This window comes from Streptomyces griseus (assembly GCF_001715295.1).
Taxonomy (GTDB): Bacteria; Actinomycetota; Actinomycetes; order Streptomycetales; family Streptomycetaceae; genus Streptomyces; species Streptomyces griseus_G.
This window is the reverse complement of the sequence record NZ_MDKB01000002.1, coordinates 388,711-411,357: the sequence shown is the minus strand read 5'-3', so window position 1 is coordinate 411,357 and position 22,647 is coordinate 388,711. Positions and strand designations below refer to the sequence as shown.

The window sequence follows — 22,647 nt, the reverse complement described above, 5'->3', positions numbered from 1 at the left end:
AGTTGAAAGCCGGACGAATTCGGGTGGTGTGAGAACGGGCACGCGCGACCTCGTGTCACACTCCGCAGAGTACCGTTCACAGACCGAAGCGGCGCTGGAGGTCCCCCAGCTGACCGGGCATGCGCGGGGTGGACCCGTGCTGACCCGCCCCCGGTGAGTGCTGCCCGCCGCCCGGCACCCCCGGCTCGTGCGGGGTGAGACCCGTCGCCTGCTCGGCCATCAGTGTCTCGGTGGACTGGAGCAGCACCGTACCCGCGCCGACGAACTCGAACTGGTGCTCCTCGCCCGACGTGCCGCCGATCCCGGTCAGGGACCGCAGGCCGCCCATGACGCCCGTCATGTACCCGTGGTCGTAGTGGTGGCACGGCGAGGGGCAGTCCGCCCAGCCCACCAGGGCCTGCGGGTCCACCCGGATCGGCGGCTCCATGAAGACGACCGGGCCGTTGGAGGCGGCCACGAACTTCCCCGTGCCGATCAGGGTCAGGAAGCCCGGCACGATCGACTGCTTCAGCGCCAGCGAGGGCTGGTACGCGAGCAGATTGCCGGACCGGATCGTGAGGTTGCCGTCCTCCAGGTCGAAGGAGTTCACGTCGAAGGCCCGGTCCGCGAGCAGCATCTTCCCGCTGCCCTCGGCCACCACCCAGTCGCTCGCGTGGAGCGGGGAGTGGAAGCTCGTACGGATCAGCCGCTCGAAACGGCCGTGCCCGATGCCGTTGAAGTCGATCCGCCCGTAGTAGGCGATCATCTTGCCCTTCTGCAGGAACCACTGGCTCCCCTTGAGCTCCACGCAGAAGGTGTACGCGTTGACGTTGTCGTCCGACGGCAGCGTCACCGGGTCGAAGATCACAGGGGTGCTCACAGCTTCTCCTCCGACGCCTGGACGTACACCGCACCACTGCCGCTGAGCTCCAGCTGGAACGCCTCCCCGGAGCCGCGCCCCACCATGTCGCGCCAGCCGAGCGCCGTGGAGAGCTTGTTGGTCACCTCTCCGTGGTGCGCGACGTACGCCTGCGGGTCCACGTGCACCGGGCGGCCCGGGGTGATCGGCAGCTCGATCACCCCGCCGTGGGCCATCACCGCGACCGCCCCATGGCCCGTGAGGGTGGTCGTGAACAGGCCCTGCCCGGTCACCTGGCCGCGCACCATGCCCATCACGCCGCCCTGCGAGCCCATGAACATCGTGCCCTGCTGGAGCGTCCCGTCGAAGGCGAGCAGCCGGTCCGCCTCCACGTGGAGGGTGTCGCCGGCCAGTTCGACGACCTGGATGTGGTGACCGCCGTGGCCGAACAACACCGTGCCGTCGCCCTCGACCGTCATCAGCGGGGTCGCCTCACCGGCGACGCGCCGGCCGATCATGGAGGCCAGGCCGCCCTGCCCGCCCTGGATGTTCGGGGTGAACGACACGTCGCCCCGGTAGGCGAGCATCGCCCCGCGCTGGCTGTACATCTTCCGGCCGGGCAGCACCCTCGCCTCGACCATCTTCGAGTTGATCTCGGTGAACGGCATCAGACATCGCCCCCGACGGTGTTCCGCTCGCTCGGCTGCACGTAGACGAGGCCGTCGCCCTCGAAGCGGATCTGGAAGGACTCGCCGGAGCCCTCGCCCATGAACGTACGGAAGCTCACCCCGGACTGGAAGTGCTGCCGCAGATCGCCCTGGTGCGCGATGTAGGCGCCCGGGTCGACGTTGAGCGGGTACTGGGGCGTCACCCGCAGGACCACGGCCGAACCGTCCGACATGATCGCCGCCTGGCCGCTCCCCTCGACGGTCGTGGTGAACAGGCCGTTTCCGGTGGCCCCGCCCCGCAGCCCCGTGAAGGTGGTGCCGGTGCGCAGCCCCGCGTCGGCCGCCAGCAGGTTGCTCGCCTCGACGTACAGCGTCTCGCCGTGCAGCGTGACCAGGTTGATCTCGCCGGCACGGTCGGCGAACCAGCAGGTGCCCTGCCCCTTCACCTCCATCATCGCCATCTGCTCGCCGGTCAGCCGGCGGGTCACCATGCCGCGGATCCCCTCACCGCCGCCGGTCATCTTCTTGAAGGCCATCCGGCCGTCGTACGCGACCATCGAGCCGTTCTTCGCCTTGACGGCGTCGCCGGTCAGGTCGACGGCCAGCGTCCTGCCTTGGAGTCGGAACATCGCCACGAGGCGACCGTAGCCGCCGTGCGGCCCCGGGGACAGGTCCCCAGGGAGGATCCGCACCCCTGCCCGGCCCTGATATGAGCCGATACGTGCCGCGGCGACCCGCCGTGGACCCCGCGCCACGGCGGGCCGGGGGCGATGCCACAATGGCTGTGCTTGTGCTTGCGTTCACAAGCCGACACGCCCCTCCCACCGAAGGTGCCCTCGTGGACATCAAGACCGCTTCCGCCCTGCACCGGCTGCGCCTCATCTCGCTTCCCGAGGCGCTCTCCTTCCCGGCGCTGCTCATCTTCGGCTCGCTGCTCATGCGGGTCTCGGACATCGACTTCCTGATGCCGCCCCTCGGCGCGCTGCACGGCCTCCTCTTCACGATCTACCTGGTGTTCCTGCTGGACGTGTGGGTCAAGGCCAAGTGGCCCTTCAAGCGCGTCGCCCTGTTCTTCCTCCTCGCGGTCGTGCCGTTCGGGGGCCTCTACGGCGAGAAGCTGCTCAAGAAGTACGAGGCCGACGGCGTCATCGCCGCCCGCGCCCGCCGTGAAGGGGTGGTGAGCGCATGATCGTCGCCTTCTCCGTCAGCCCGCTCGGTGTCGGCGAGGACGTCGGTGAGTACGTCGCGGACGCCGTACGGGTCGTCCGCGCGTCCGGCCTGCCCAACCGCACCGACGCGATGTTCACCTCGGTCGAAGGCGAGTGGGACGAGGTCATGGACGTCGTCAAGCGGGCCGTCGCCGCGGTCGAGGCCCGCGCCGGCCGCGTGTCCCTGGTCCTGAAGGCCGACATCCGGCCGGGTGTCACCGACGGCCTCACCTCCAAGGTCGAGACGGTCGAACGCCACCTGGCGGACTGAGCACCCGGCCGCGGCGGGCGCTCCCGCCGCTGTGCCGCCGCGCCGACGGCCCGGCGGCACATGGCCGTCCCGGGCCCCGGGCCGTGCGGCTGCGGTCCCGGCAGGGCGGCGTCCCGCGCGCCGGTGCGCCGAGGCCGCCGCCCACCGGTGACCTGCCGGCCGCGGCGCGGGCGTGAAGCGCCTGGTGCCCGTACCGCCGCGGTGTGCGGACCGGCCGCGCGCCGTACCGGCAGGGGCGCGGGGACGGGTGAGGCGGTGGGGGAGAGCGTCCGGTACCGAAGTACGAGACGGGGCTGACCGGCATGTGACCAGTGGGTATGGTCGTGCCGTGCCGAAGCCGCTCAGCCTGCCCTTCGATCCCATCGCCCGCGCCGAGGAACTCTGGCAGCGGCGCTGGGGACCGGTCCCCTCCATGGGGGCGATCACCTCGATCATGCGTGCGCAGCAGATCCTGCTCGCCGAGGTGGACGCGGTGGTCAAACCGTACGGGCTGACCTTCGCCCGGTACGAGGCCCTGGTCCTGCTCACCTTCTCGCAGGCCGGTGAGCTGCCGATGTCCAAGATCGGCGAGCGCCTGATGGTCCACCCGACGTCCGTCACCAACACCGTCGACCGGCTGGTGCGCTCCGGACTGGTCGCCAAGCGCCCCAACCCGAACGACGGGCGCGGCACCCTCGCCTCCATCACCGACAAGGGCCGCGAGGTCGTCGAGGCGGCCAGCCAGGACCTCATGGCGATGGACTTCGGGCTGGGCGTCTACGACGAGGAGGAGTGTGCCGAGATCTTCGCGATGCTCCGGCCGCTGCGGGTGGCCGCGCAGGACTTCGACGACGCGTGAGCGCGCCGTACGGGGCGCGGGTGGCAGGGGCCGGGGCGCCGCAAGATCGCCCCGGCCGTCCGGTTACGCTCGATGCCATGAAACGCAGTGTGCTGACCCGCTACCGGGTGATGGCCTACGTCACCGCCGTCATGCTGTTGATCCTGTGTGTCTGCATGATCTTCAAGTACGGCTTCGACACCGGTGAGGGTCTGACGCTCGTCGTCTCGCAGGTCCACGGTGTCCTCTACATCATCTACCTGATCTTCGCCTTCGACCTCGGTTCCAAGGCGAAGTGGCCGGTCGGCAAGCTGCTCTGGGTGCTGATCTCCGGCACGATCCCGACCGCCGCGTTCTTCGTCGAGCGCAAGGTGGTCCAGGAGGTCGAGCCGCTGATCGCCGACGGGTCCGCGCAGGCCGTCAAGGTCTGACGGGCACCGCACAACCGCCCCGCGCGAAGCGCCGGGCGGTTTGCCATCGACATTTACTAGGACGTCCTAGTAAATTTGTGCGTATGGACGCTGACGCGATCGAGGAAGGCCGCCACCGCTGGCAGGCCCGTTACGACAAGGCCCGCAAGCGTGACGCGGACTTCACCACCCTCTCCGGAGACCCGGTGGAGCCCGTGTACGGGCCTCGCCCCGGGGACACGTACGAGGGCTTCGAGCGGATCGGCTGGCCCGGCGAGTACCCGTTCACCCGGGGCCTGTACCCCACCGGCTACCGCGGCCGTACCTGGACCATCCGCCAGTTCGCCGGCTTCGGGAACGCCGAGCAGACCAACGAGCGCTACAAGACCATCCTCGCCAACGGCGGCGGCGGTCTCAGTGTCGCCTTCGACATGCCGACGCTGATGGGACGGGACTCCGACGACCCCTGCTCGCTCGGCGAGGTCGGCCACTGCGGCGTCGCCATCGACTCCGCGGCGGACATGGAGGTCCTCTTCCAGGACATCCCCCTCGGCGACGTCACCACCTCGATGACGATCAGCGGCCCCGCCGTCCCCGTCTTCTGCATGTACCTGGTCGCCGCCGAACGCCAGGGCGTCGACCCGGGCGTGCTCAACGGCACCCTGCAGACCGACATCTTCAAGGAGTACATCGCCCAGAAGGAGTGGCTCTTCCAGCCCGAGCCGCACCTGCGCCTCATCGGTGACCTGATGGAGCACTGCGCCCGCGACATCCCGGCGTACAAGCCGCTCTCCGTCTCCGGGTACCACATCCGCGAGGCCGGGGCGACGGCCGCGCAGGAGCTCGCCTACACCCTCGCCGACGGCTTCGGCTATGTGGAGCTGGGTCTCTCCCGCGGTCTCGACGTCGACACCTTCGCCCCCGGCCTGTCCTTCTTCTTCGACGCGCACCTCGACTTCTTCGAGGAGATCGCCAAGTTCCGCGCCGCCCGCAGGATCTGGGCCCGCTGGATGAAGGAGACGTACGGCGCGAAGACCGACAAGGCGCAGTGGCTCCGCTTCCACACCCAGACCGCCGGAGTCTCGCTCACCGCCCAGCAGCCGTACAACAACGTCGTGCGCACCGCCGTCGAGGCGCTCTCCGCCGTACTCGGCGGCACCAACTCCCTGCACACCAACGCCCTGGACGAGACCCTCGCCCTTCCCTCCGAGCAGGCGGCCGAGATCGCCCTGCGCACCCAGCAGGTGCTCATGGAGGAGACCGGCGTCGCCAACGTCGCCGACCCGCTGGGCGGTTCCTGGTACGTCGAACAGCTCACCGACCGCATCGAGGCGGACGCCGAGAAGATCTTCGAGCAGATCAAGGAGCGCGGCACCCGGGCCCACGCCGACGGGAAGCACCCCATCGGGCCGATCACCTCCGGCATCCTGCGCGGCATCGAGGACGGCTGGTTCACCGGGGAGATCGCCGAATCCGCCTTCCGCTACCAGCAGTCGCTGGAGAAGGGCGAGAAGCGGGTCGTCGGCGTCAACGTGCACCACGGTTCCGTCACCGGCGACCTGGAGATCCTCCGGGTCAGCCACGAGGTGGAGCGTGAGCAGGTCCGCGCGCTGGGCGGGCGCAAGGAGGCCCGCGACGACGCGCGGGTCCGCGGCGCGCTCGACGCGATGCTGGCCGCCGCCCGGGACGGGTCGAACATGATCGGCCCGATGCTGGAGGCCGTGCGCGCGGAGGCGACCCTCGGCGAGATCTGCGGTGTCCTGCGCGACGAGTGGGGTGTCTACACGGAGCCGCCCGGCTTCTGACGCCGCCCGGGCGTCCGGCCCTCCCCGTCGCGCCGGCCGGACGCAGCTCCCAGTCCGGAGAGCAGCAGCCGGGTGAAGTGCCGGGCCCAGACGCAGTCCACGGGCTCGGCGCTCACCAGCGCCCGGTGCACCACGGCTCCGGCGATCACGTCGAAGATCAGGTCGGCGGTGCGGTCCGCCACCGCCCTGTCCGGCTCGGGGGGCAGCTCCCCGCGTTTCTGGGCGCGCTCGCGGCCCTCGAGGACCAGCCGCTTCTGCCGCGCCACGATCGAGTTCCTGATCCGGTCGCGCAGTGCCTCGTCCCGGGTCGCCTCCGCGACGACCGCCATCAGCGCGGTCTTCGTCTCCGGCCGTTCCAGCAGGGCGGCGAACTGCAGGACGACGGCCTCGACATCGGCCTCCAGGCTCCCCAGATCGGGGAGTTCCAGCTCGTCGAAGAGGACCGCCACCGCGTCCACGACCAGCTCGTTCTTCCCCGCCCAGCGGCGGTACAGGGTCGTCTTCGCGACCCCGGCCCGCATGGCCACATCACCCATCGTCAATTTCGACCAGCCGAGGTCCACCAGCGACGCACGGGTCGCCTCCAGGATCGCGGCATCGGCCGCGACGCTGCGGGGGCGTCCCGATCGGGCGGGTTCCGGGGGGCTGTCGCTGGGCATGCGGCGAACCATACCGGCCGGTAAGTACCGCTGACCGGCCCCGGTGCGCGTGAGACAGATCACCGGGTGCTCTTGCCCCGGAGGGGGTGCGTGCAGTTACGCTACGGGTCGTAGCGTAAGGACGGCGGCTCGCCCGCCGTGACGCCACGACCGATCGACAGCCACAGGGCCGGGTGGGGACCCGGCGCAGAAGTACGGGGTTTCCAGGGCCTCGGAGCCGTATCCGTCCGCGCGCCCCGCACACCGGCGTGGCGGTGGGCGGAGGCGGTTCGCGGATCGCTTTTCGCAACGGTGCGCCCAGGGGGGAGGATGTACGTATGCAGCCTAGGAACATGTCCATGAGCGGCGTCGTCGACCTCGCCGCTGTGAAGGCGGCCGGCGAGGCCAAGGCGAAGGCGGAGCAGGCCCGCGCGCAGTCGGCCCGGCAGGGTGGCGGCGGCGGAGTGCCCCCCGCCTCACTGGTGATCGACGTCGACGAGGCCGGCTTCGAGACCGACGTCCTCCAGCGCTCCACCGAGGTGCCCGTCGTCATCGACTTCTGGGCCGAGTGGTGCGAGCCGTGCAAGCAGCTCGGTCCGCTCCTGGAGCGCCTCGCCGCCGAGTACAACGGCCGCTTCGTGCTGGCCAAGGTCGATGTCGACGCCAACCAGATGCTGATGCAGCAGTTCGGCATCCAGGGCATCCCGGCGGTCTTCGCCGTGGTGGCCGGGCAGGCCCTCCCGCTCTTCCAGGGTGCGGCTCCCGAGAGCCAGATCCGTCAGACGCTGGACCAGCTCATCCAGGTCGGCGAGGAGCGGTTCGGCCTCACGGGGCTCGTGGTGGACCAGGACGCCGAGCCCGGCGCCGCCGCGGACGCCGCCCCGGCCGAGGTGCCCGCGGGACCGTACGACGCGCTGCTGGAGGCCGCCGCGCAGGCGCTGGACGCCAACGACTTCGCCGGCGCCGTCCGGGCGTACAAGAACGTGCTCTCCGACGACCCGGCCAACACCGAGGCCAAGCTGGGCCTCGCCCAGGCCGAACTCCTCGGCCGGGTCGCGGGCATGGACCCGCAGCAGGTGCGCAAGGAGGCCGCGGACAACCCGGCCGATCCGGCCGCGCAGACGGCCGCCGCCGACCTCGACCTCGTGGGCGGGCACGTCGAGGACGCCTTCGGCCGGCTCGTCGAGACGGTCCGCCGCACGTCCGGCGACGACCGGGACGCGGTGCGGGTGCGGCTCCTGGAGCTCTTCGAGGTCATCGGACCCGAGGACCCCAGGGTCGCCGCCGCGCGGACCGCCCTGGCGCGCGTCTTGTTCTGATGTGACAACACGGCCGCGGCGCCCGCCGGGCGCCGCGGCCGTTTTCCCGGGTGAACGACAACGGACGCCTGCGCTTTACCAAATCTTGACACTTGCGCGGGCTGTTACTGGCAGTAAAGCAGCCCCCGGGATCTGTCCGGTTACGTGTGTCAATCGCCCTGTACGGGTGTCCCTTTGATGCCACCCTGTGTGCCCGGAAGGTGTCCCTCTGTCGCACCCCGGTTATCGGGTCGTTACTAGCGAGTAACGACCCCCCTTGTGTCGCGGCCGGGAATGCACCACGATCGGCCACGCTCGGTCCAATACCCGTATCCCGGCCGCCAGTCGGTGACGGCGGCCTGTTGGGTCCCCACCGGGTGGTCGGCGGCGGTGCCGCCGATCGCGGACAGGGGGGTTCCCGCCCCTGGGCGGGGCCTGTCCGAACCGGCTGCGCAGAAGCGCGGCCAGTGGCTGTCGCTCGGGGGTGATCGCCGGTGACTCGGATGCGGTACACGCCTCCGGTCCGGGCGCTCTCCTTCCCGAGGACGTAGCACTTCTCCCATCCCAGGGCGGGCACCCTGCCCGTACCGGAGATGTACGTCCGAGAAGGAGGAAATCAATGAGTTCCCAGGTTCGCGGTGGGACGAGATGGAAGCGCTTCGCTCTGGTCATGGTGCCGAGCGTCGTCGCGACCGCCGCTGTCGGTGTCGGACTGGCGCAGGGTGCGCTCGCCGCGTCGTTCAGCGTCTCCGGCCAGAGCTTCAAGGTCTCCACCGACAAGCTCGTCGGTGAGGACTTCGTCCAGTACGGCAGCGTCGCTGTCGGAAAGGACCTCAAGGGCAACGACGCGGCGCACCCGGTGGCCGTGTCGGGCTTCAGCAAGGCCACGATCACCAACATGTGCCAGTCGGTGGTCACCCCCGACCTGCCCTTCGGTCTCGGCAGCGTCAGCCTTCAGCTGAAGGCGGGTACCGACCCGAAGAAGCCGGTCGAGGCGACCAACCTGTACCTGGACGTCGCCCAGCTCGACACGGACGCGTACTTCGAGCAGATCGACATCGGCGTCGCGGCCGGCTCGGTCGGCAAGCCCGGCATCCAGGCCGGTACGGAGAAGGCCGTCAACCCGAACGGCTTCGCGCAGCGCGCCAAGGTGGCCACGCTGTCCGACGTGAAGCAGACGGCGTGGGCGACCACCGCCGGTACCTTCAAGCTCAGCAACCTGAGCCTGAGGCTGCACAAGGGCGTCAAGGAGTGCTTCTAAGCACTCGCCCGGGTGGCCGGAGTGCCCTGTGCGGGCCTTCGGCCGCCCACCCCTCTCTTCTCACGGCAGTACCGGTTCCAGGGAGCTGTTTTCCATGAGCCCCGAGTCCACAGGGCAGAACGAGCACTACCTCACCGTCTACCGGCGGGGATTCCGCACCTGGCGGGGTAACCGGCCGTTCTGGGCGGGTCTGTTCACCATTCTGGGTGGTGTACCCATCGCGTACTTCCCGTACGCGAACATGCACCTCGGCAACATGACGATCGCGATGTCCACCACCGCCGGTGCCGGGTCGCTGATCATCGGAGTCCTGCTCATCACGCTGGGCCTCACGATGTGGTTCCACCACATCGTCCGGGTGTTCGCCGGTGTCGCCGCGATCCTGCTGGCCCTGATCTCCATACCGGTCGCCAACATCGGCGGCTTCCTGATCGGCTTCGTGTTCGCCCTTCTCGGTGGGGCCCTGTCCGTCTCCTGGGCCCCGGGCGACCCCGCCGGGGACGAGGTCCCGGCCGGTGCGCTCGCCCCGACGGCGCGGCCGGAGGGCGGGCGTCCCGGGGACGTGTTCCAGGGCGCGGCCGTTCCCCAGCAGCAGACAGCCGGGTTCGACCCGGTGTCGGACGCCGAAGGAGGACGGCATCGTGCGGGGTGACGAGGTACAGCCGGCGAACACCTCCGCGGAGGGCGGCCCGGGCGCGCGGAGAGGACCGCGCCACGCCGCTCCCCGGAAGTCGCTGCTGACGAAGCTGAACATGCCGACCGGCAAGAAGGCGTTCGCGCTGGCCGCGATGCCGACCGCCGTCTTCGTGGGCATGGGGCTCACCCCCCGGCTCGCGATGGCCGACGACAGCACCGACATCCCGTTCGCTCCCGGCCCCTGCGTGACCCGCTCCGACGAGCCGAGCGAATCGGCCGAGCCGGAGGAGACGCCCACGCCGAGCGCCACTCCCTCGCCGAGCACCACGCCCTCGGGCGGCACCGGCGAGGACGGGAAGCCCGCGCCGGGTGCGGAGCCGGGCGAGGACACGACCGCGGCCCCGGACTCCTCCGCCTCCACGAGCCCGGGCAGGCCCTCCGCGGACGCTACGGCCGGCACCGAGGCCGCGACGGAGCCCGAGCCGGCTCCCACCACCGGCACGTCGACGAACCCGCTCGACCCGCTGGGCGTCGGTGACGCGCTGAAGAACCTCCTCGGTGGGACCACGCAGGAGACGGCGAGCCCGTCCCCCGAGGCCACCACGCAGTCCCCGGCGCCGCAGGACACGGCCCCGGCGGAGCCCGAGCCCACCCCGCGGACGCCGGAGCTCTCCGCCGGGAAGGTCGCGGACAAGGCGGAGGCAGAGGCGGAGCGGACCGCCCGGGCCATCCGCGAGGCGGCCGACAAGGCCGGCAAGGACGTCGAGGAGCTGACGGACGACGTCAAGGGCCTCGACCCGGTGAAGGACGAGGACATCCCGGACGGCGCCAAACCGCGCTTCCCCTGCCCGACCGCCGACCCCGAGGCGCTCGCCGCGGCCGACCTGGAGCAGGGCATCCCGCTGCTCCCGGACGACCCGTGGATCCTGGAGAGCTCGCTGCTCACGCTCAACGGGCTCGACTACGCGGGCATCGTCGAGGTGAAGACGTACGACGGCTCCGTCAAGAAGGTGCTGAAGTTCACCGCCACCATCGACATCAAGGATCTGCACCAGCTGACCAAGGGCCCGGCCGGCACCACCGGTCACGTCAAGGCGCGTGAGGGCTCGACCTCCACCATCCGCAACGGCACGGTGACGATGTACACGGAGGAGCTGAAGGGCAACCTCTTCGGCATCATCCCGATCACCTTCAGCCCGGATTCCCCGCCGCCGCTGAACGTGCCGTTCGCGTTCTTCACCCAGGTCAAGGTGACCCAGGCCGGTCAGTTCGGCGGCTCGCTCAAGGTACCCGGCCTGCAGAACTACTTCACCGGCGGCAACGGCTAGGGACACGTGGCCGGCCGCACCCAGGACCCGTACGGGAGCCGCACAGAGCTGTGGGCCGTACCCCGCGAGGGGGACGGCCCACAGCTCACGCCGTACGGGGAGGTCAGGCGCGCTCGCCGCTCAGGTGGTGCACCCGGACCATGTTGGTGGTGCCGGGGACGCCGGGGGGCGAACCGGCCGTGATGACCATCGTGTCGCCGTCGTTGTAGCGCTTCAGCTTCAGCAGCTCCGCGTCCACCAGGTCGACCATGGCGTCCGTGTTGTCCACGTGCGGGACGACGTAGGACTCGACGCCCCAGCTCAGTGCGAGCTGGTTGCGCGTGGCCTCCTCGGTGGTGAAGGCGAGGATCGGCTGCGCGGCGCGGTAGCGGGACAGGCGGCGGGCCGTGTCACCGGACTTGGTGAACGCGACCAGGGCCTTGCCGTCCAGGAAGTCCGCGATCTCGGCGGCCGCGCGGGCGACCGAACCGCCCTGCGTGCGCGGCTTCTTGCCCGGAACCAGCGGCTGGAGGCCCTTGGAGAGCAGCTCCTCCTCGGCGGCGACGACGATCTTCGACATCGTCTTGACCGTCTCGATCGGGTACGCGCCGACCGAGGACTCCGCCGACAGCATGACGGCGTCCGCGCCGTCCAGGATCGCGTTGGCGACGTCGGACGCCTCCGCGCGGGTCGGCCGCGAGTTGGTGATCATCGACTCCATCATCTGGGTCGCCACGATCACCGGCTTGGCGTTGCGGCGGCACAGCTCGATGAGGCGCTTCTGCACCATCGGGACCTTCTCGAGCGGATACTCGACGGCCAGGTCACCGCGGGCGACCATGACGCCGTCGAAGGCGGCGACGACGCCCTCCATGTGCTCGACGGCCTGCGGCTTCTCGACCTTGGCGATGACGGGGACGCGGCGGCCCTCCTCGTCCATCACCTTGTGCACGTCCTTGACGTCCTCGGCGTCCCGCACGAAGGAGAGGGCGACCAGGTCGCAGCCCATCCGCAGGGCGAACCGCAGGTCGTCGACGTCCTTCTCGGAGAGCGCGGGGACGTTGACCGCCGCACCCGGGAGGTTGATCCCCTTGTGGTCGGAGATGACACCGCCCTCGATGACGATCGTGGTGACCCGGGGGCCGTCCACCGAGACGACCTTGAGCTCGACGTTGCCGTCGTTGATCAGGATCGGGTCGCCCTTGGCGACGTCACCGGGCAGGCCCTTGTAGGTGGTGCCGCAGATCGACTTGTCACCGGGGACGTCCTCGGAGGTGATGACGAACTCGTCCCCGCGGACCAGCTCGACGGGACCCTCGGCGAACTTCGCGAGGCGGATCTTCGGGCCCTGGAGGTCGGCGAGCACGCCCACCGCGCGGCCGGTCTCGGCCGCGGCCTTGCGGACCCGGTCGTAACGGCCCTGGTGCTCCTCGTGGGTACCGTGGCTGAAGTTGAAACGGGCCACGCTCATGCCGGCCTCGATCAGAGCGACGAGCTGCTCATGGGAGTCGACGGCGGGACCGAGGGTGCAGACGATTTTGGAACGGCGCATGGGGCGGATCCTATCGGTTTGTTTCGCTGCGGAATATTCCGTCTGGTGGAAGATACAAAGGGGCGCGGGTCCGCTCAGTTGTGGACCAGTGCGAAGGTCTGGCCGGCGATCTCCAGCTCCTCGTCCGTAGGCACCACGGCCACGGCCACCCCCGCGCCCTCGGGGGAGATCAGCCGCGGTTCGCCGGACCGTGCGGCGTTGCGGACCGGGTCCACCGCGAGACCGAAGCCCTCCAGTCCCGCGATCGCAGCCTCCCGCACCGGAGCCGAGTTCTCCCCGATCCCCGCCGTGAAGGCCACGGCGTCCACCCGGCCGAGGACCGCCGAATAGGCGCCGATGTACTTCTTCAGCCGGTGGACGTAGATGGCGAACGCGAGCGCCGCGCGCTCGTCGCCCTCGTCCACCCGGCGCCGGATCTCCCGCATGTCGTTGTCGCCGCACAGGCCGACCAGACCGCTCTTCTTGTTCAGCAGGACGTCGATCTCGTCGGCCGACATCCCCGCCACCCGCTTCAGGTGAAAGGTGACCGCCGGATCGATGTCCCCCGAACGTGTACCCATGACCAGCCCTTCCAAGGGGGTCAGTCCCATGGACGTCTCCACGCACCGGCCGGCCGCCACCGCGGAGGCCGAGGCGCCGTTGCCCAGGTGCAGCACGATCACGTTCACGTCCGCCACGGGCCGGTCCAGCAGCTCCGCCGTCCGGCGCGAGACGTAGGCGTGCGAGGTGCCGTGGAAGCCGTAGCGGCGGATGCGGTGCGCGTCCGCGGTCGCCACATCGATGGCGTACCGCGCCGCGTGCTCCGGGATCGTCGTGTGGAAGGCCGTGTCGAAGACCGCGACCTGCGGCAGGTCGGGGCGCAGTGCCTGGGCGGTGCGGATGCCGGTGATGTTCGCCGGATTGTGCAGGGGGGCCACCGGTACCAGGCGCTCGATCTCCGTCAGGACCTCGTCCGTGATGACGGTGGGCTCCGAGAACCTCAGCCCGCCGTGCACCACCCGGTGCCCGATCGCCGCGAGCTCGGGGGAGTCCAGGCCGAGCCCGTCGGCCGCGAGTTCCCGGGCGGCGGCCTTCAGCGCCTGTTCGTGGTCGGCGATCCGGCCGGTCCGCTCGCGGACCTGGCCGGCGGCCGGTGTGTGCACCAGCCGGGAGGTCGCCTCACCGATCCGCTCGACCAGGCCGGTCGCCAGCCGCGACCGGTCGCGCATGTCCAGGAGCTGGTACTTCACCGACGAGGAGCCGGAGTTGAGTACGAGTACGCGGTGGGGGTCAGTCATGGAGCGCGAACCTTCGCTGGGGAGATCGGGGGTCGTCGGGGTCACTTCTCGTCCTGCGCCTGGATCGCCGTGATGGCCACCGTGTTCACGATGTCCTGCACCAGAGCCCCGCGCGACAGGTCGTTGACCGGCTTGCGCAGCCCCTGCAGCACCGGGCCCACGGCGACGGCGCCGGCCGAACGCTGCACCGCCTTGTACGTGTTGTTGCCGGTGTTGAGGTCCGGGAAGACCAGCACGGTCGCCTTGCCCGCGACCTCCGACATCGGGAGCTTGGTCGCGGCGACGCTCGGCTCGACCGCGGCGTCGTACTGGATGGGGCCCTCGATCCGCAGGTCCGGCCGGGAGACGCGCACCCGCTCGGTGGCCTGGCGCACCTTGTCGACGTCGGCGCCCGTGCCCGAGGAGCCCGTCGAGTACGACAGCATCGCGATCCGGGGCTCCACGCCGAAGCGGGCCGCGGTGACCGCCGACTGGACCGCGATGTCCGCGAGCTGCTCCGCGTCCGGATCCGGGTTGACCGCGCAGTCGCCGTACACCAGGACGCGGTCGGCGAGGCACATGAAGAAGACCGAGGACACGATCGAGGCCCCCGGCTTCGTCTTGATGATCTCGAACGCCGGGCGGATCGTCGCCGCGGTGGAGTGCACCGAGCCGGAGACCATGCCGTCCGCGAAACCCTCCTGGACCATCAGCGTGCCGAAGTAGTTGACGTCCGAGACGATGTCGTAGGCGAGCTCGGCCGTCACTCCGCGGTGCGCGCGCAGCAGGGCGTACTGCTCGGCGAAGCCCTGGCGCAGCTCGGAGGTCCGGGGGTCGATCAGCTGGGTCCCGGCGAGATCGACCCCGAGGTCCGCGGCCTTCTTACGGATGACGTCCACGTCGCCGAGGAGGGTCAGGTCGCAGACGTCGCGGCGCAGCAGCACGTCGGCGGCGCGCAGGACGCGTTCCTCGGTGCCCTCCGGGAGGACGACACGGCGGCGGTCGGCGCGGGCCTGCTCGAGGAGTTCGTGCTCGAACATCATGGGGGTGACCCGGCCGCTGCGGGCCACCGAGATCCGCTCCAGCAGGGCGCCGGTGTCCACATGGCGCTCGAAGAGGCCGAGTGCCGTCTCCGCCTTGCGGGGCGTCGCCGCGTTCAGCTTGCCCTCCAGGGCGAACAGCTCGCCCGCGGTGGGGAAGGAGCCGCCGGCCACCGCGACGACCGGGGTTCCCGGTGCGAGGCGGGCGGCCAGCCTGAGTATCTCCTCGCCGGGGCGCTCGTCCAGGGTCAGCAGGACGCCCGCGATCGGCGGGGTGCCGGCGCTGTGCGCGGCGAGCGAGCCGACGACCAGGTCGGCCCGGTCGCCGGGGGTGACGACGAGACAGCCCGGGGTGAGCGCCTTGAGGAGGTTGGGCAGCATCGCGCCGCCGAAGACGAAGTCCAGCGCGTCGCGCGCCAGCCCCGAGTCGTCGCCCAGCAGCACCGTCCCGCCGAGCGCGGAGGTGATCTGGGCGACGGTGGGCGCCGAGAGGGCCGGATCGTCGGGGAGGACCGAACAGGGGACCGGGAGGGTGGCCGCCAGGTGCTCCGCGAGCTCCTCGCGGACCTCGGACGCCACCCGGTTCACGATGACCGCCAGGACATCGCAGCCGAGCCCGGAGTAGGCCCGGTAGGCGTTGCGCGTCTCGGAGCGCACGGACTCCGCGTCCTGGCCCTGGCCGCCGACCACGGCGATCACCGAGGCGCCGAACTCGTTGGCGAACCGGGCGTTGAGCGCCAGTTCGTCCGGGAGCTGCGTGGCGGCGTAGTCGCTGCCGAGTACCAGTACCACCTCGTAGTCGCGGGCCACCCGGTGGAAGCGCTCGACGAGCCGGGAGACGAGCTCGTCGGTCCCCTTCTCCGCCTGGATCGCGGACGCCTCGTGGTAGTCCATGCCGTAGACGGTCTCCGGGCTCTGCGAGAGCCGGTAGCGGGCCCGCAGCAGTTCGAACAGCCGATCCGGCCCGTCGTGGACCAGCGGCCGGAAGACACCGACCCGGTCGACCTGACGCGTCAGTAGCTCCATGACTCCCAGGTCGACGACCTGACGGCCGTCTCCCCGGTCGATCCCGGTCACGTACACGCTGCGCGCCACGCGTGCTCTCCCGTCCTGTCCGGCCAGAGTCTGTCCCGAAGGTCCACCTGCCCTCCGGGCAGATGACGCCACAGTCGGGACGCGCCCCGGCATTGCCCCCTCGACGATACCTACGGGGGCAGGTCCGTCGCCCGGTGGGAAGCACCCGCGCGGGGCCGCCCCGGGCCCCACCGCCGCAGCGGCCCACGGAAGCCGGAAGCGCGGGTGCCCCGGACGGCGTGGGACAATCGTGACGGCTCACGGTACGGGTGTTTCCACGCGGGGCCCCCGGAGGCCTGGCACCATGGGCTGTCCCGTAACCCCTCGGCGGGCGCGTGGCGACAGCCCCGGCGCCTCGCCGCGTCGCCGGAACGCCCGGATACATCCGGTATGCGGACGTGTCTCCGCCTCGCGCGGTGCCCCCCGGCCCGGGAGGCGCACTCCGCCGTCCGACGCCGTGCGCTGATCCACCAGGGACTACGGGACCGCCCTCAGCGAGCAGGAGACAGAGCAGGATGCGCATCGGAATTCTCACCGCAGGCGGGGACTGCCCCGGCCTGAACGCCGTGATCCGGTCGGTCGTGCACCGCGCGGTCGTGGGGCACGGCGACGAAGTGATCGGCTTCGAGGACGGGTTCAAGGGCCTCCTCGACGGCCACTTCCGCCCCCTCGACCTCAATGCGGTCAGCGGCATCCTGGCCCGTGGCGGTACGATCCTGGGCTCGGCCCGGCTGGAGCGTCACCGGCTGCGCGAAGCCGCGGAGAACTGCGAGGAGCTCTCCCGGCGTTACGGCATCGACGCCCTCATCCCGATCGGCGGCGAGGGCACGCTGACCGCGGCCCGGATGCTGTCGGACGCCGGAATGCCCGTCGTGGGTGTCCCGAAGACGATCGACAACGACATCTCCGCGACCGACCGCACCTTCGGTTTCGACACGGCGGTGGGTGTCGCGACGGAGGCCATAGACCGTCTCAAGACCACCGCCGAGTCGCATCAGCGGGTCATGGTCGTCGAGGTCATGGGCCGCCACGCGGGCTGGATCGCGCTGGAGTCCGGCATGGCAGGCGGCGCCCACGGCATCTGCCTGCCGGAGCGGCGCTTCCAGGTCGACGACCTGGTCAAGATGGTCGAGGAACGCTTCGCGCGGGGCAAGAAGTTCGCCGTCATCTGTGTCGCCGAGGGCGCGCATCCGGCCGAGGGCTCCATGCCGTACGCCAAGGGTGAGATCGACCAGTTCGGCCACGAGCGCTTCCAGGGCATCGGCAACCGCCTCGCCACCGAGCTGGAACTGCGCCTCGGCAAGGAGGCCCGGCCGGTCATCCTCGGCCACGTGCAGCGCGGCGGCACCCCCACCGCGTACGACCGGGTGCTCGCGACGCGCTTCGGCTGGAACGCGGTCGAGGCCGTGCACCGCGGAGACTTCGGCCGTATGACGGCGCTGCGCGGCACCGACATCGTGATGGCCCCGCTCGCGGACGCCGTGACCCGGCTGAAGACCGTGCCGATCGGCCGGATGTACGAGGCCGAGTCGGTCTTCTGACCGGTTCCTGGTCTTCCCCGGGGACACGGGCCTGTCGGTGCCGGTGACGCCCGCCACCGGGGCGCAAGCGCCGTGCGGGCCCGCGGTGGGCCGCCGGTCGTTGTGCGCCCGGCCGGATGTACGAGGCCGAGTCGGTCTTCTGGCCGGTCCCGGACTTCCCGGGCGGCACGGGCTTGCCGGTGACGCCCGCCACCGGGGCGCAAGCGCCGTGCGGGCCCGCGGTGGGCCGCCGGGGGGGGGCCTCCGGTCGGCGCGCGCCCGGTCGGCGTGCGCCCGGCCTGGCCCCCGTCCGCCCCCGCCCGTTTCCTCCCGGCCTGTTTCCCGCCCGGCCGCCCGGCCCGGCCCGAGCAGGCCGGGCCGGGTCAGATGCCCGCCGTGTGCCAGAACCGCTCGACCACCCGGCCCAGGAACTTCCGCCCCGCCTCGCCCGTCGTCCCCGAGCGGTCCCGGCCCGCCGTGTCCCAGCTCAGTGTCGACACCATCAGGGACTGGTAGTCGGTGTGCAACTGCTCCAGCACGTTCTGCACCAGGACCCGGTCCAGCGGGACGAGCTTGGCCACCGGCCGAACATACGCCTGCCAGCGCGTGGTCACCGCCCTGGTCAGCAGCTCGCCCAGCTCCTCGTTCCGGCCGGTGACCGTGAGGAACTGAGCCGCGGACAGGTCCAGCGCCTCGCGGAGGGCCGCGGCCTGGCGCTCGTTGCCGCGCCAGCGGCCCGACTCCTCGACGCGCAGATACGCGGCGGCCGTCATGCCGAGTGTCCGCGCGAGTTCGTCCACCGAGACGTTCCGTGCCACACGGTGTTCGCGCAAGGTGCTCGCGTCGGCCAGCAGTTCACCGGGCGCACACCACAGCACGCCTGCGAGGGCGGTCAGTTCGCGTTCGCCGGGCAGCGCGACTCCGCGCTCCCAGGCCATCACCGTCTCCGCGGTGATCCGGAGTCCGTACTGGGCGCCGAGCCCGTACGCAACATGTCCGGGAGCCATTCCCAGCGCCTCGCGGAGTCGGCGCGCGGCGGGGGCGTTGAAGGGTGGAGTGGGGTGCACGGCCCCACCGTAGAAGGTGGAGAACGCCCTGGCTACAGGCTGTTCTTAACAGTTCACCCTTCGTGCGATCCTCCTAGTGGACCCGCGCTGGGGGCCCCGGACGGATCAGCGAGTTTCGGCCACCCATCGGTAGTGCAGCTCGGGCCGGCCCACCTGACCGTAGCTGGGCCGCCGCTCGGCACGGTCGGCCGCCACCAGATGTTCCAGATAGCGGCGCGCGGTGATCCGGGAGATGCCCAGCTCCTCCCCGGCGGCCGAGGCCGTCAGCCCCTCCGCGGACGCCCGCAGCGCCGTGGTCACCGCCTCCAGGGTCGGCCCGCTCAGCCCCTTGGGCAGCGTGGCCGGCCGGGAGACCCGCAGAGCGGCCAGAGCCCGGTCCACCTCGTCCTGGCCGCTGGCCTCACCGGCCGCCGCCCGGAACTCGGCGTACCGCACGAGCCGGTCGCGCAGGGTGGGGTAGGTGAACGGTTTCAGCACGTACTGCACGACGCCGAGCGACACCCCTTCCCGCACCACCGCCAGATCCCGCGCCGACGTCACCGCGATCACGTCGGCACCGTGCCCCGCGGCCCGCAGCGAGCGCAGTAGCTGCAGCCCGTGCCCGTCGGGCAGGTACAGGTCCAGCAGCAGCAGGTCCACCGGCATCCGGTCCAGCACGCGTACGGCCGCCGCCCGGGTGTGGGCGACGGCGGCCACCTCGAAACCGGGGACCCGGCCCACGTACAGCTGATGGGCGTCCGCGGCGACGGGATCGTCCTCGACGATCAGCACCCGGATCATGCGGTGACCACCCGCGCCGGGCGGCCCGCCAGGGGAAGCCGTACCGTGAACTCCGCGCCGCCGTCCGCGGACCGCCCCAGAGCGACCGTCCCCCCGTTGCGGTGGACGGCCTGCCGTACGAGCGCCAGCCCCAGGCCGCGTCCCGCGCCGTGTGTGGTCCAGCCGCGCTCGAACACCTCGTCGGCGTCCTGCGGGCCGATGCCCCCGCCCGTGTCCGCCACCCGCAGCAGCAGACCGTCCGCGTCGGTCAGCGCGGTGACGGTGACCAGGGCCCGCGTCGCGCCACGCTGCGCCGGCACGGATCCGTCGCCGCCCCCCGCCGCCGCGGCGCCTCCCGTCGACGCGTCCGAGGAGGCCTCCACCGCGTTGTCGATCAGGTTGCCGAGGATGGTCACCAGGTCGCGCGGTGCGAGCGAACACGGCAGTGCCCCGTCGTCGATGAGACTGTCCTCCCCGAGCACCAGTTCCACACCGCGCTCGTTCGCCTGTGCCGCCTTGCCGAGCAGCAGCGCGGCCAGTACCGGCTCACCGACCGCGCCGACGACCCGGTCGGTGAGGACCTGCGCCAGCTCCAGCTCCGCCGTGGCGAACTCCACCGCCTCCTCGACCCGGCCCAGTTCGATCAGCGACACCACGGTGTGCAGCCGGTTCGCGGCCTCGTGCGCCTGCGACCGGAGCGCCTGCGTGAAACCGCGCTCGGAGTCGAGCTCCCCGGACAGCGCCTGCAGCTCCGTGTGGTCCCGCAGGGTCACCACCGTGCCGCGCCGCTCGCCGCCGACCACGGGACTGGTGTTCACGACGATCACCCGGTCCGCCGTCAGATGGACCTCGTCGACGCGTGGCCCCGAGGCCAGGAGCGCCCCGGTCAGCGGCGCGGGCAGTGCCAGCTGGTCGACCGTCCGTCCCACCGCGTCCGGACCGAGCCCCAGCAGCTCCCGGCCGGCGTCGTTGATCAGCGCGATACGGCGCCGCCCGTCCAGCATCAGCAGCCCCTCCCGCACCGCGTGCAGGGTGGCCTCGTGGTAGTCGTGCATCCGGCTGAGCTCCTGGGCGTTCATCCCGTGCGTGTGCCGCCGCAGCCTGGCGTTGATGACGTACGTACCGAGCCCACCGAGCGCCAGGGCGCCGCCCGCCGCGGCGGCCAGCGCGCCGAGCTGCTCCCGCACCTGGGTGGAGACGCGCTCGACGGTGATGCCCGCGCTGACCAGCCCGACGACCCGGCCGCCGTCGCGGATCGGCGTGACCACCCGTATGGAGGGCCCCAGCGTGCCGGTGTACGTCTCCGTGAACGTCTCGCCGCGCAGGGCCTGCTCGGTGTGCCCGATGAAGGACCTGCCGATCTGGGAGGGGTCCGGGTGTGTCCAGCGGACACCGGCCGTGTCCATGATCGTGATGAAGGCGATGCCGGTGTCCGCCCGGACCCGTTCCGCGTACGGCTGGAGTGCGGCGGACGGATCGGGGGTACGGATCGCCTCACGTACGGACGGAGATCCGGCCATCGCGAGGGCGACCCCCCGCACCTGGCGGGCGGCGGTCTCCTCCGCCCGGGCCCGCCCCGAGGCGTAGGCGAAGAAGGCGCATCCGGCCACGACCAGGGCCACCAGCAGGGCCTGCATCGCGAAGAGCTGGCCGGCCAGGCTGCGGGGGCGGGTACGGGGAAGGCGCATGGCATCCAGTCTGCCGTGCGGCACGCATCGGCCCAAGGTGGCTCGAAAGCGTCTGTGAACGATATGAACGCAAGGGTGACGGCCGTCACAGGGGGGTGAATAGTCACCGGGGCCCCCAGGGACGGGGGAGGGACCGCAGACAGCCGAGGAGGGCTCCCGTGGCAGAGACAGCCGCACGACGGGACCGTACGCACTATCTCTACCTGGCCGTGATCGCCGCCGTGGTGCTGGGCATCACGGTGGGACTGGCCGCCCCCGACCTGGCCGTGGAGCTCAAGCCCATCGGGACCGGCTTCGTCAGCCTCATCAAGATGATGATCTCACCGATCATCTTCTGCACGATCGTGCTGGGCGTCGGCTCCGTGCGCAAGGCCGCCAAGGTCGGCGCCGTCGGCGGTCTGGCCCTCGGCTACTTCCTGGTGATGTCGACCGTTGCCCTGGCCATCGGCCTGGTCGTCGGAAACCTCCTGGAGCCCGGCTCCAGCCTCCACCTCACCGAGGCCGCGCGTGCGGCGGGGGAGAAGCAGGCCTCGGGCGCCAGCGAGTCCACCGTGGACTTCCTGCTCGGCATCATCCCGACCACCATGGTCTCGGCCTTCACCGAGGGCGAGGTGCTGCAGACCCTGCTCGTCGCGCTGCTGGCGGGCTTCGCCCTGCAGGCCATGGGCTCGGCCGGCGAACCGGTCCTGCGGGGCATCGGCCACATCCAGCGCCTCGTCTTCCGCATCCTCGCCATGATCATGTGGGTCGCCCCGGTCGGCGCGTTCGGCGCGATGGCCGCGGTGGTCGGCGAGACCGGCGTGGACGCGCTGAAGTCGCTGGCGATCATCATGATCGGCTTCTACGTCACCTGCGCGGTCTTCGTCTTCGTGATCCTGGGGGCGATCCTGCGGCTGGTGGCCGGGGTCAACATCTTCACCCTGCTGAAGTACCTGGGCCGCGAGTTCCTGCTCATCCTGTCCACGTCCTCCTCGGAGTCGGCCCTGCCGCGGCTGATCGCCAAGATGGAGCACATGGGTGTCAGCAAGCCCGTCGTCGGCATCACCGTGCCGACCGGATACTCCTTCAACCTCGACGGCACCGCGATCTACCTCACGATGGCCTCGCTGTTCATCGCCAACGCGACCGGCGACCCGCTGAGCGTCGGTGAGCAGATCTCCCTGCTGGTCTTCATGGTGATCGCCTCCAAGGGAGCGGCGGGCGTCACGGGCGCCGGACTGGCCACCCTCGCGGGCGGCCTCCAGTCGCACCGCCCCGAACTGGTCGACGGCGTCGGTCTGATCGTCGGCATCGACCGCTTCATGAGCGAGGCCCGCGCCCTCACCAACTTCGCGGGCAACGCGGTGGCCACCGTGCTCGTCGGCACCTGGACCAAGGAGATCGACCGGGCCCGCGTGGACCAGGTCCTCTCCGGCGCGCTCCCCTTCGACGAGAAGACGATGACGGACGACGCCCACGGCGGCGAACCCCACGTCCCGGACGCCCGGGACGGCGAGGAGCAGCAGCCCTCGCTCGTCAAGGCGTAACGCCTGAA

At 71.1% G+C, this 22,647-nt stretch carries 21 protein-coding genes; 11 read left to right on the top strand and 10 right to left on the bottom strand.

Going from position 1 to position 22,647, the window contains the following annotated elements; genetic code table 11:
• Positions 1-76: 76 nt before the first annotated feature.
• From BA175_RS08310 to BA175_RS08300, 3 genes are read right to left on the bottom strand one after another with little or no spacing between them, the layout of a single operon-like run.
• Entirely contained in the window at positions 77-859 is a 783-nt protein-coding gene (locus tag BA175_RS08310; protein WP_069170651.1) for an AIM24 family protein, read from the bottom strand.
• Positions 856-1,506 (bottom strand): AIM24 family protein, encoded by a 651-nt coding sequence (locus tag BA175_RS08305; RefSeq protein ID WP_069170650.1) that lies wholly within the window; start codon positions 1,504-1,506, stop codon positions 856-858. Before BA175_RS08305 ends, BA175_RS08310 begins: the two co-directional genes overlap by 4 nt.
• Positions 1,506-2,135: an AIM24 family protein gene (locus tag BA175_RS08300; protein WP_069170649.1), complete on the bottom strand. Its 630-nt coding sequence runs from the start codon at positions 2,133-2,135 to the stop codon at positions 1,506-1,508. Before BA175_RS08300 ends, BA175_RS08305 begins: the two co-directional genes overlap by 1 nt.
• 209 nt (positions 2,136-2,344) lie before the next feature.
• Here BA175_RS08300 and BA175_RS08295 point away from each other — a divergent pair, with 209 nt between their 5' ends.
• The 5 genes from BA175_RS08295 (at position 2,345) to BA175_RS08275 (ending at position 6,017) form a co-directional block, all read left to right on the top strand.
• On the top strand, positions 2,345-2,695 hold the full coding sequence (locus tag BA175_RS08295) for a DUF3817 domain-containing protein (RefSeq protein WP_069170648.1): 351 nt from the start codon (positions 2,345-2,347) through the stop codon (positions 2,693-2,695).
• Positions 2,692-2,985, top strand: a complete 294-nt coding sequence (locus tag BA175_RS08290) for an MTH1187 family thiamine-binding protein (protein WP_069170647.1) — start codon at positions 2,692-2,694, stop codon at positions 2,983-2,985. The genes BA175_RS08295 and BA175_RS08290 overlap by 4 nt, the downstream gene beginning before the upstream one ends.
• A 328-nt stretch (positions 2,986-3,313) precedes the next feature.
• The gene (locus BA175_RS08285; protein ID WP_069170646.1) at positions 3,314-3,823 is read left to right on the top strand and encodes a MarR family winged helix-turn-helix transcriptional regulator; all 510 of its coding nucleotides are present in this window, start codon (positions 3,314-3,316) and stop codon (positions 3,821-3,823) included.
• Between the two features lie 77 nt (positions 3,824-3,900).
• A complete protein-coding gene (locus tag BA175_RS08280) occupies positions 3,901-4,233 on the top strand; it encodes a DUF3817 domain-containing protein (protein ID WP_069170645.1) in 333 nt (110 codons plus the stop codon).
• A gap of 83 nt (positions 4,234-4,316) precedes the next feature.
• On the top strand, positions 4,317-6,017 hold the full coding sequence (locus BA175_RS08275) for an acyl-CoA mutase large subunit family protein (RefSeq protein ID WP_069170644.1): 1,701 nt from the start codon (positions 4,317-4,319) through the stop codon (positions 6,015-6,017).
• On the opposite strand, the gene BA175_RS08270 is transcribed toward BA175_RS08275, so the two are convergent.
• Positions 5,993-6,676: a TetR/AcrR family transcriptional regulator gene (locus tag BA175_RS08270; protein WP_069170643.1), complete on the bottom strand. Its 684-nt coding sequence runs from the start codon at positions 6,674-6,676 to the stop codon at positions 5,993-5,995. The two genes, BA175_RS08275 and BA175_RS08270, sit on opposite strands and share 25 nt — an antisense overlap.
• 317 nt (positions 6,677-6,993) lie before the next feature.
• Here BA175_RS08270 and BA175_RS08265 point away from each other — a divergent pair, with 317 nt between their 5' ends.
• From BA175_RS08265 to BA175_RS08250, 4 genes are all read left to right on the top strand, one after another.
• A complete protein-coding gene (locus tag BA175_RS08265) occupies positions 6,994-7,974 on the top strand; it encodes a tetratricopeptide repeat protein (RefSeq protein WP_079159456.1) in 981 nt (326 codons plus the stop codon).
• 598 nt (positions 7,975-8,572) lie between these two features.
• A complete protein-coding gene (locus BA175_RS08260; RefSeq protein ID WP_069170641.1) occupies positions 8,573-9,214 on the top strand; it encodes a DUF6230 family protein in 642 nt (213 codons plus the stop codon).
• Positions 9,215-9,308: 94 nt separating this feature from the next.
• On the top strand, positions 9,309-9,866 hold the full coding sequence (locus tag BA175_RS08255) for a DUF6114 domain-containing protein (protein WP_069170640.1): 558 nt from the start codon (positions 9,309-9,311) through the stop codon (positions 9,864-9,866).
• Positions 9,856-11,178 carry a hypothetical protein gene (locus BA175_RS08250; protein ID WP_069170639.1) on the top strand — a complete coding sequence of 441 codons (1,323 nt, stop codon included), beginning with the start codon at positions 9,856-9,858 and terminating at the stop codon, positions 11,176-11,178. The genes BA175_RS08255 and BA175_RS08250 overlap by 11 nt, the downstream gene beginning before the upstream one ends.
• A gap of 103 nt (positions 11,179-11,281) precedes the next feature.
• Here the strand turns inward: BA175_RS08250 and pyk are convergent, their stop codons facing one another.
• The 3 genes from pyk to pta all read right to left on the bottom strand — a co-directional run bounded on the left by pyk (position 11,282) and on the right by pta (position 16,100).
• A complete protein-coding gene (gene pyk, locus BA175_RS08245) occupies positions 11,282-12,709 on the bottom strand; it encodes a pyruvate kinase (protein ID WP_069170638.1) in 1,428 nt (475 codons plus the stop codon).
• A gap of 74 nt (positions 12,710-12,783) precedes the next feature.
• Positions 12,784-13,986 (bottom strand): acetate kinase, encoded by a 1,203-nt coding sequence (locus tag BA175_RS08240; RefSeq protein WP_069172008.1) that lies wholly within the window; start codon positions 13,984-13,986, stop codon positions 12,784-12,786.
• A gap of 41 nt (positions 13,987-14,027) precedes the next feature.
• Positions 14,028-16,100: a phosphate acetyltransferase gene (pta, locus tag BA175_RS08235; protein ID WP_069170637.1), complete on the bottom strand. Its 2,073-nt coding sequence runs from the start codon at positions 16,098-16,100 to the stop codon at positions 14,028-14,030.
• Positions 16,101-16,594: 494 nt separating this feature from the next.
• Between pta and BA175_RS08230 the strand changes: the two genes are divergently transcribed.
• Positions 16,595-17,620, top strand: coding sequence for an ATP-dependent 6-phosphofructokinase (locus BA175_RS08230; protein WP_069170636.1), 1,026 nt, complete (start codon positions 16,595-16,597; stop codon positions 17,618-17,620).
• A 362-nt stretch (positions 17,621-17,982) separates the two neighbouring features.
• On the opposite strand, the gene BA175_RS08225 is transcribed toward BA175_RS08230, so the two are convergent.
• The 3 genes from BA175_RS08225 to BA175_RS08215 form a co-directional block, all read right to left on the bottom strand.
• Positions 17,983-18,606, bottom strand: a complete 624-nt coding sequence (locus BA175_RS08225) for a helix-turn-helix domain-containing protein (RefSeq protein WP_069170635.1) — start codon at positions 18,604-18,606, stop codon at positions 17,983-17,985.
• Between the two features lie 165 nt (positions 18,607-18,771).
• A complete protein-coding gene (locus BA175_RS08220) occupies positions 18,772-19,446 on the bottom strand; it encodes a response regulator (RefSeq protein ID WP_069170634.1) in 675 nt (224 codons plus the stop codon).
• Entirely contained in the window at positions 19,443-21,113 is a 1,671-nt protein-coding gene (locus BA175_RS08215; RefSeq protein WP_069170633.1) for a sensor histidine kinase, read from the bottom strand. Before BA175_RS08215 ends, BA175_RS08220 begins: the two co-directional genes overlap by 4 nt.
• Before the next feature lie 158 nt (positions 21,114-21,271).
• Here BA175_RS08215 and BA175_RS08210 point away from each other — a divergent pair, with 158 nt between their 5' ends.
• Positions 21,272-22,639 carry a cation:dicarboxylate symporter family transporter gene (locus BA175_RS08210; RefSeq protein ID WP_069170632.1) on the top strand — a complete coding sequence of 456 codons (1,368 nt, stop codon included), beginning with the start codon at positions 21,272-21,274 and terminating at the stop codon, positions 22,637-22,639.
• The last annotated feature ends 8 nt before the right edge of the window (positions 22,640-22,647 follow it).

What these genes read in the sequence shown, in the direction of transcription:
- BA175_RS08305 (WP_069170650.1), bottom strand. Translation starts at nt 1,506, where the DNA reads ATGCCGTTCACCGAGATCAACTCGAAGATGGTCGAGGCGAGGGTGCTG.
- BA175_RS08300 (WP_069170649.1), bottom strand. Translation starts at nt 2,135, where the DNA reads ATGTTCCGACTCCAAGGCAGGACGCTGGCCGTCGACCTGACCGGCGAC.
- BA175_RS08290 (WP_069170647.1), top strand. Translation starts at nt 2,692, where the DNA reads ATGATCGTCGCCTTCTCCGTCAGCCCGCTCGGTGTCGGCGAGGACGTC.
- BA175_RS08280 (WP_069170645.1), top strand. Translation starts at nt 3,901, where the DNA reads ATGAAACGCAGTGTGCTGACCCGCTACCGGGTGATGGCCTACGTCACC.
- BA175_RS08275 (WP_069170644.1), top strand. Translation starts at nt 4,317, where the DNA reads ATGGACGCTGACGCGATCGAGGAAGGCCGCCACCGCTGGCAGGCCCGT.
- BA175_RS08270 (WP_069170643.1), bottom strand. Translation starts at nt 6,676, where the DNA reads ATGCCCAGCGACAGCCCCCCGGAACCCGCCCGATCGGGACGCCCCCGC.
- BA175_RS08265 (WP_079159456.1), top strand. Translation starts at nt 6,994, where the DNA reads ATGCAGCCTAGGAACATGTCCATGAGCGGCGTCGTCGACCTCGCCGCT.
- BA175_RS08260 (WP_069170641.1), top strand. Translation starts at nt 8,573, where the DNA reads ATGAGTTCCCAGGTTCGCGGTGGGACGAGATGGAAGCGCTTCGCTCTG.
- BA175_RS08255 (WP_069170640.1), top strand. Translation starts at nt 9,309, where the DNA reads ATGAGCCCCGAGTCCACAGGGCAGAACGAGCACTACCTCACCGTCTAC.
- pyk (WP_069170638.1), bottom strand. Translation starts at nt 12,709, where the DNA reads ATGCGCCGTTCCAAAATCGTCTGCACCCTCGGTCCCGCCGTCGACTCC.
- BA175_RS08240 (WP_069172008.1), bottom strand. Translation starts at nt 13,986, where the DNA reads ATGACTGACCCCCACCGCGTACTCGTACTCAACTCCGGCTCCTCGTCG.
- BA175_RS08230 (WP_069170636.1), top strand. Translation starts at nt 16,595, where the DNA reads ATGCGCATCGGAATTCTCACCGCAGGCGGGGACTGCCCCGGCCTGAAC.
- BA175_RS08225 (WP_069170635.1), bottom strand. Translation starts at nt 18,606, where the DNA reads ATGGCTCCCGGACATGTTGCGTACGGGCTCGGCGCCCAGTACGGACTC.
- BA175_RS08220 (WP_069170634.1), bottom strand. Translation starts at nt 19,446, where the DNA reads ATGATCCGGGTGCTGATCGTCGAGGACGATCCCGTCGCCGCGGACGCC.
- BA175_RS08215 (WP_069170633.1), bottom strand. Translation starts at nt 21,113, where the DNA reads ATGCGCCTTCCCCGTACCCGCCCCCGCAGCCTGGCCGGCCAGCTCTTC.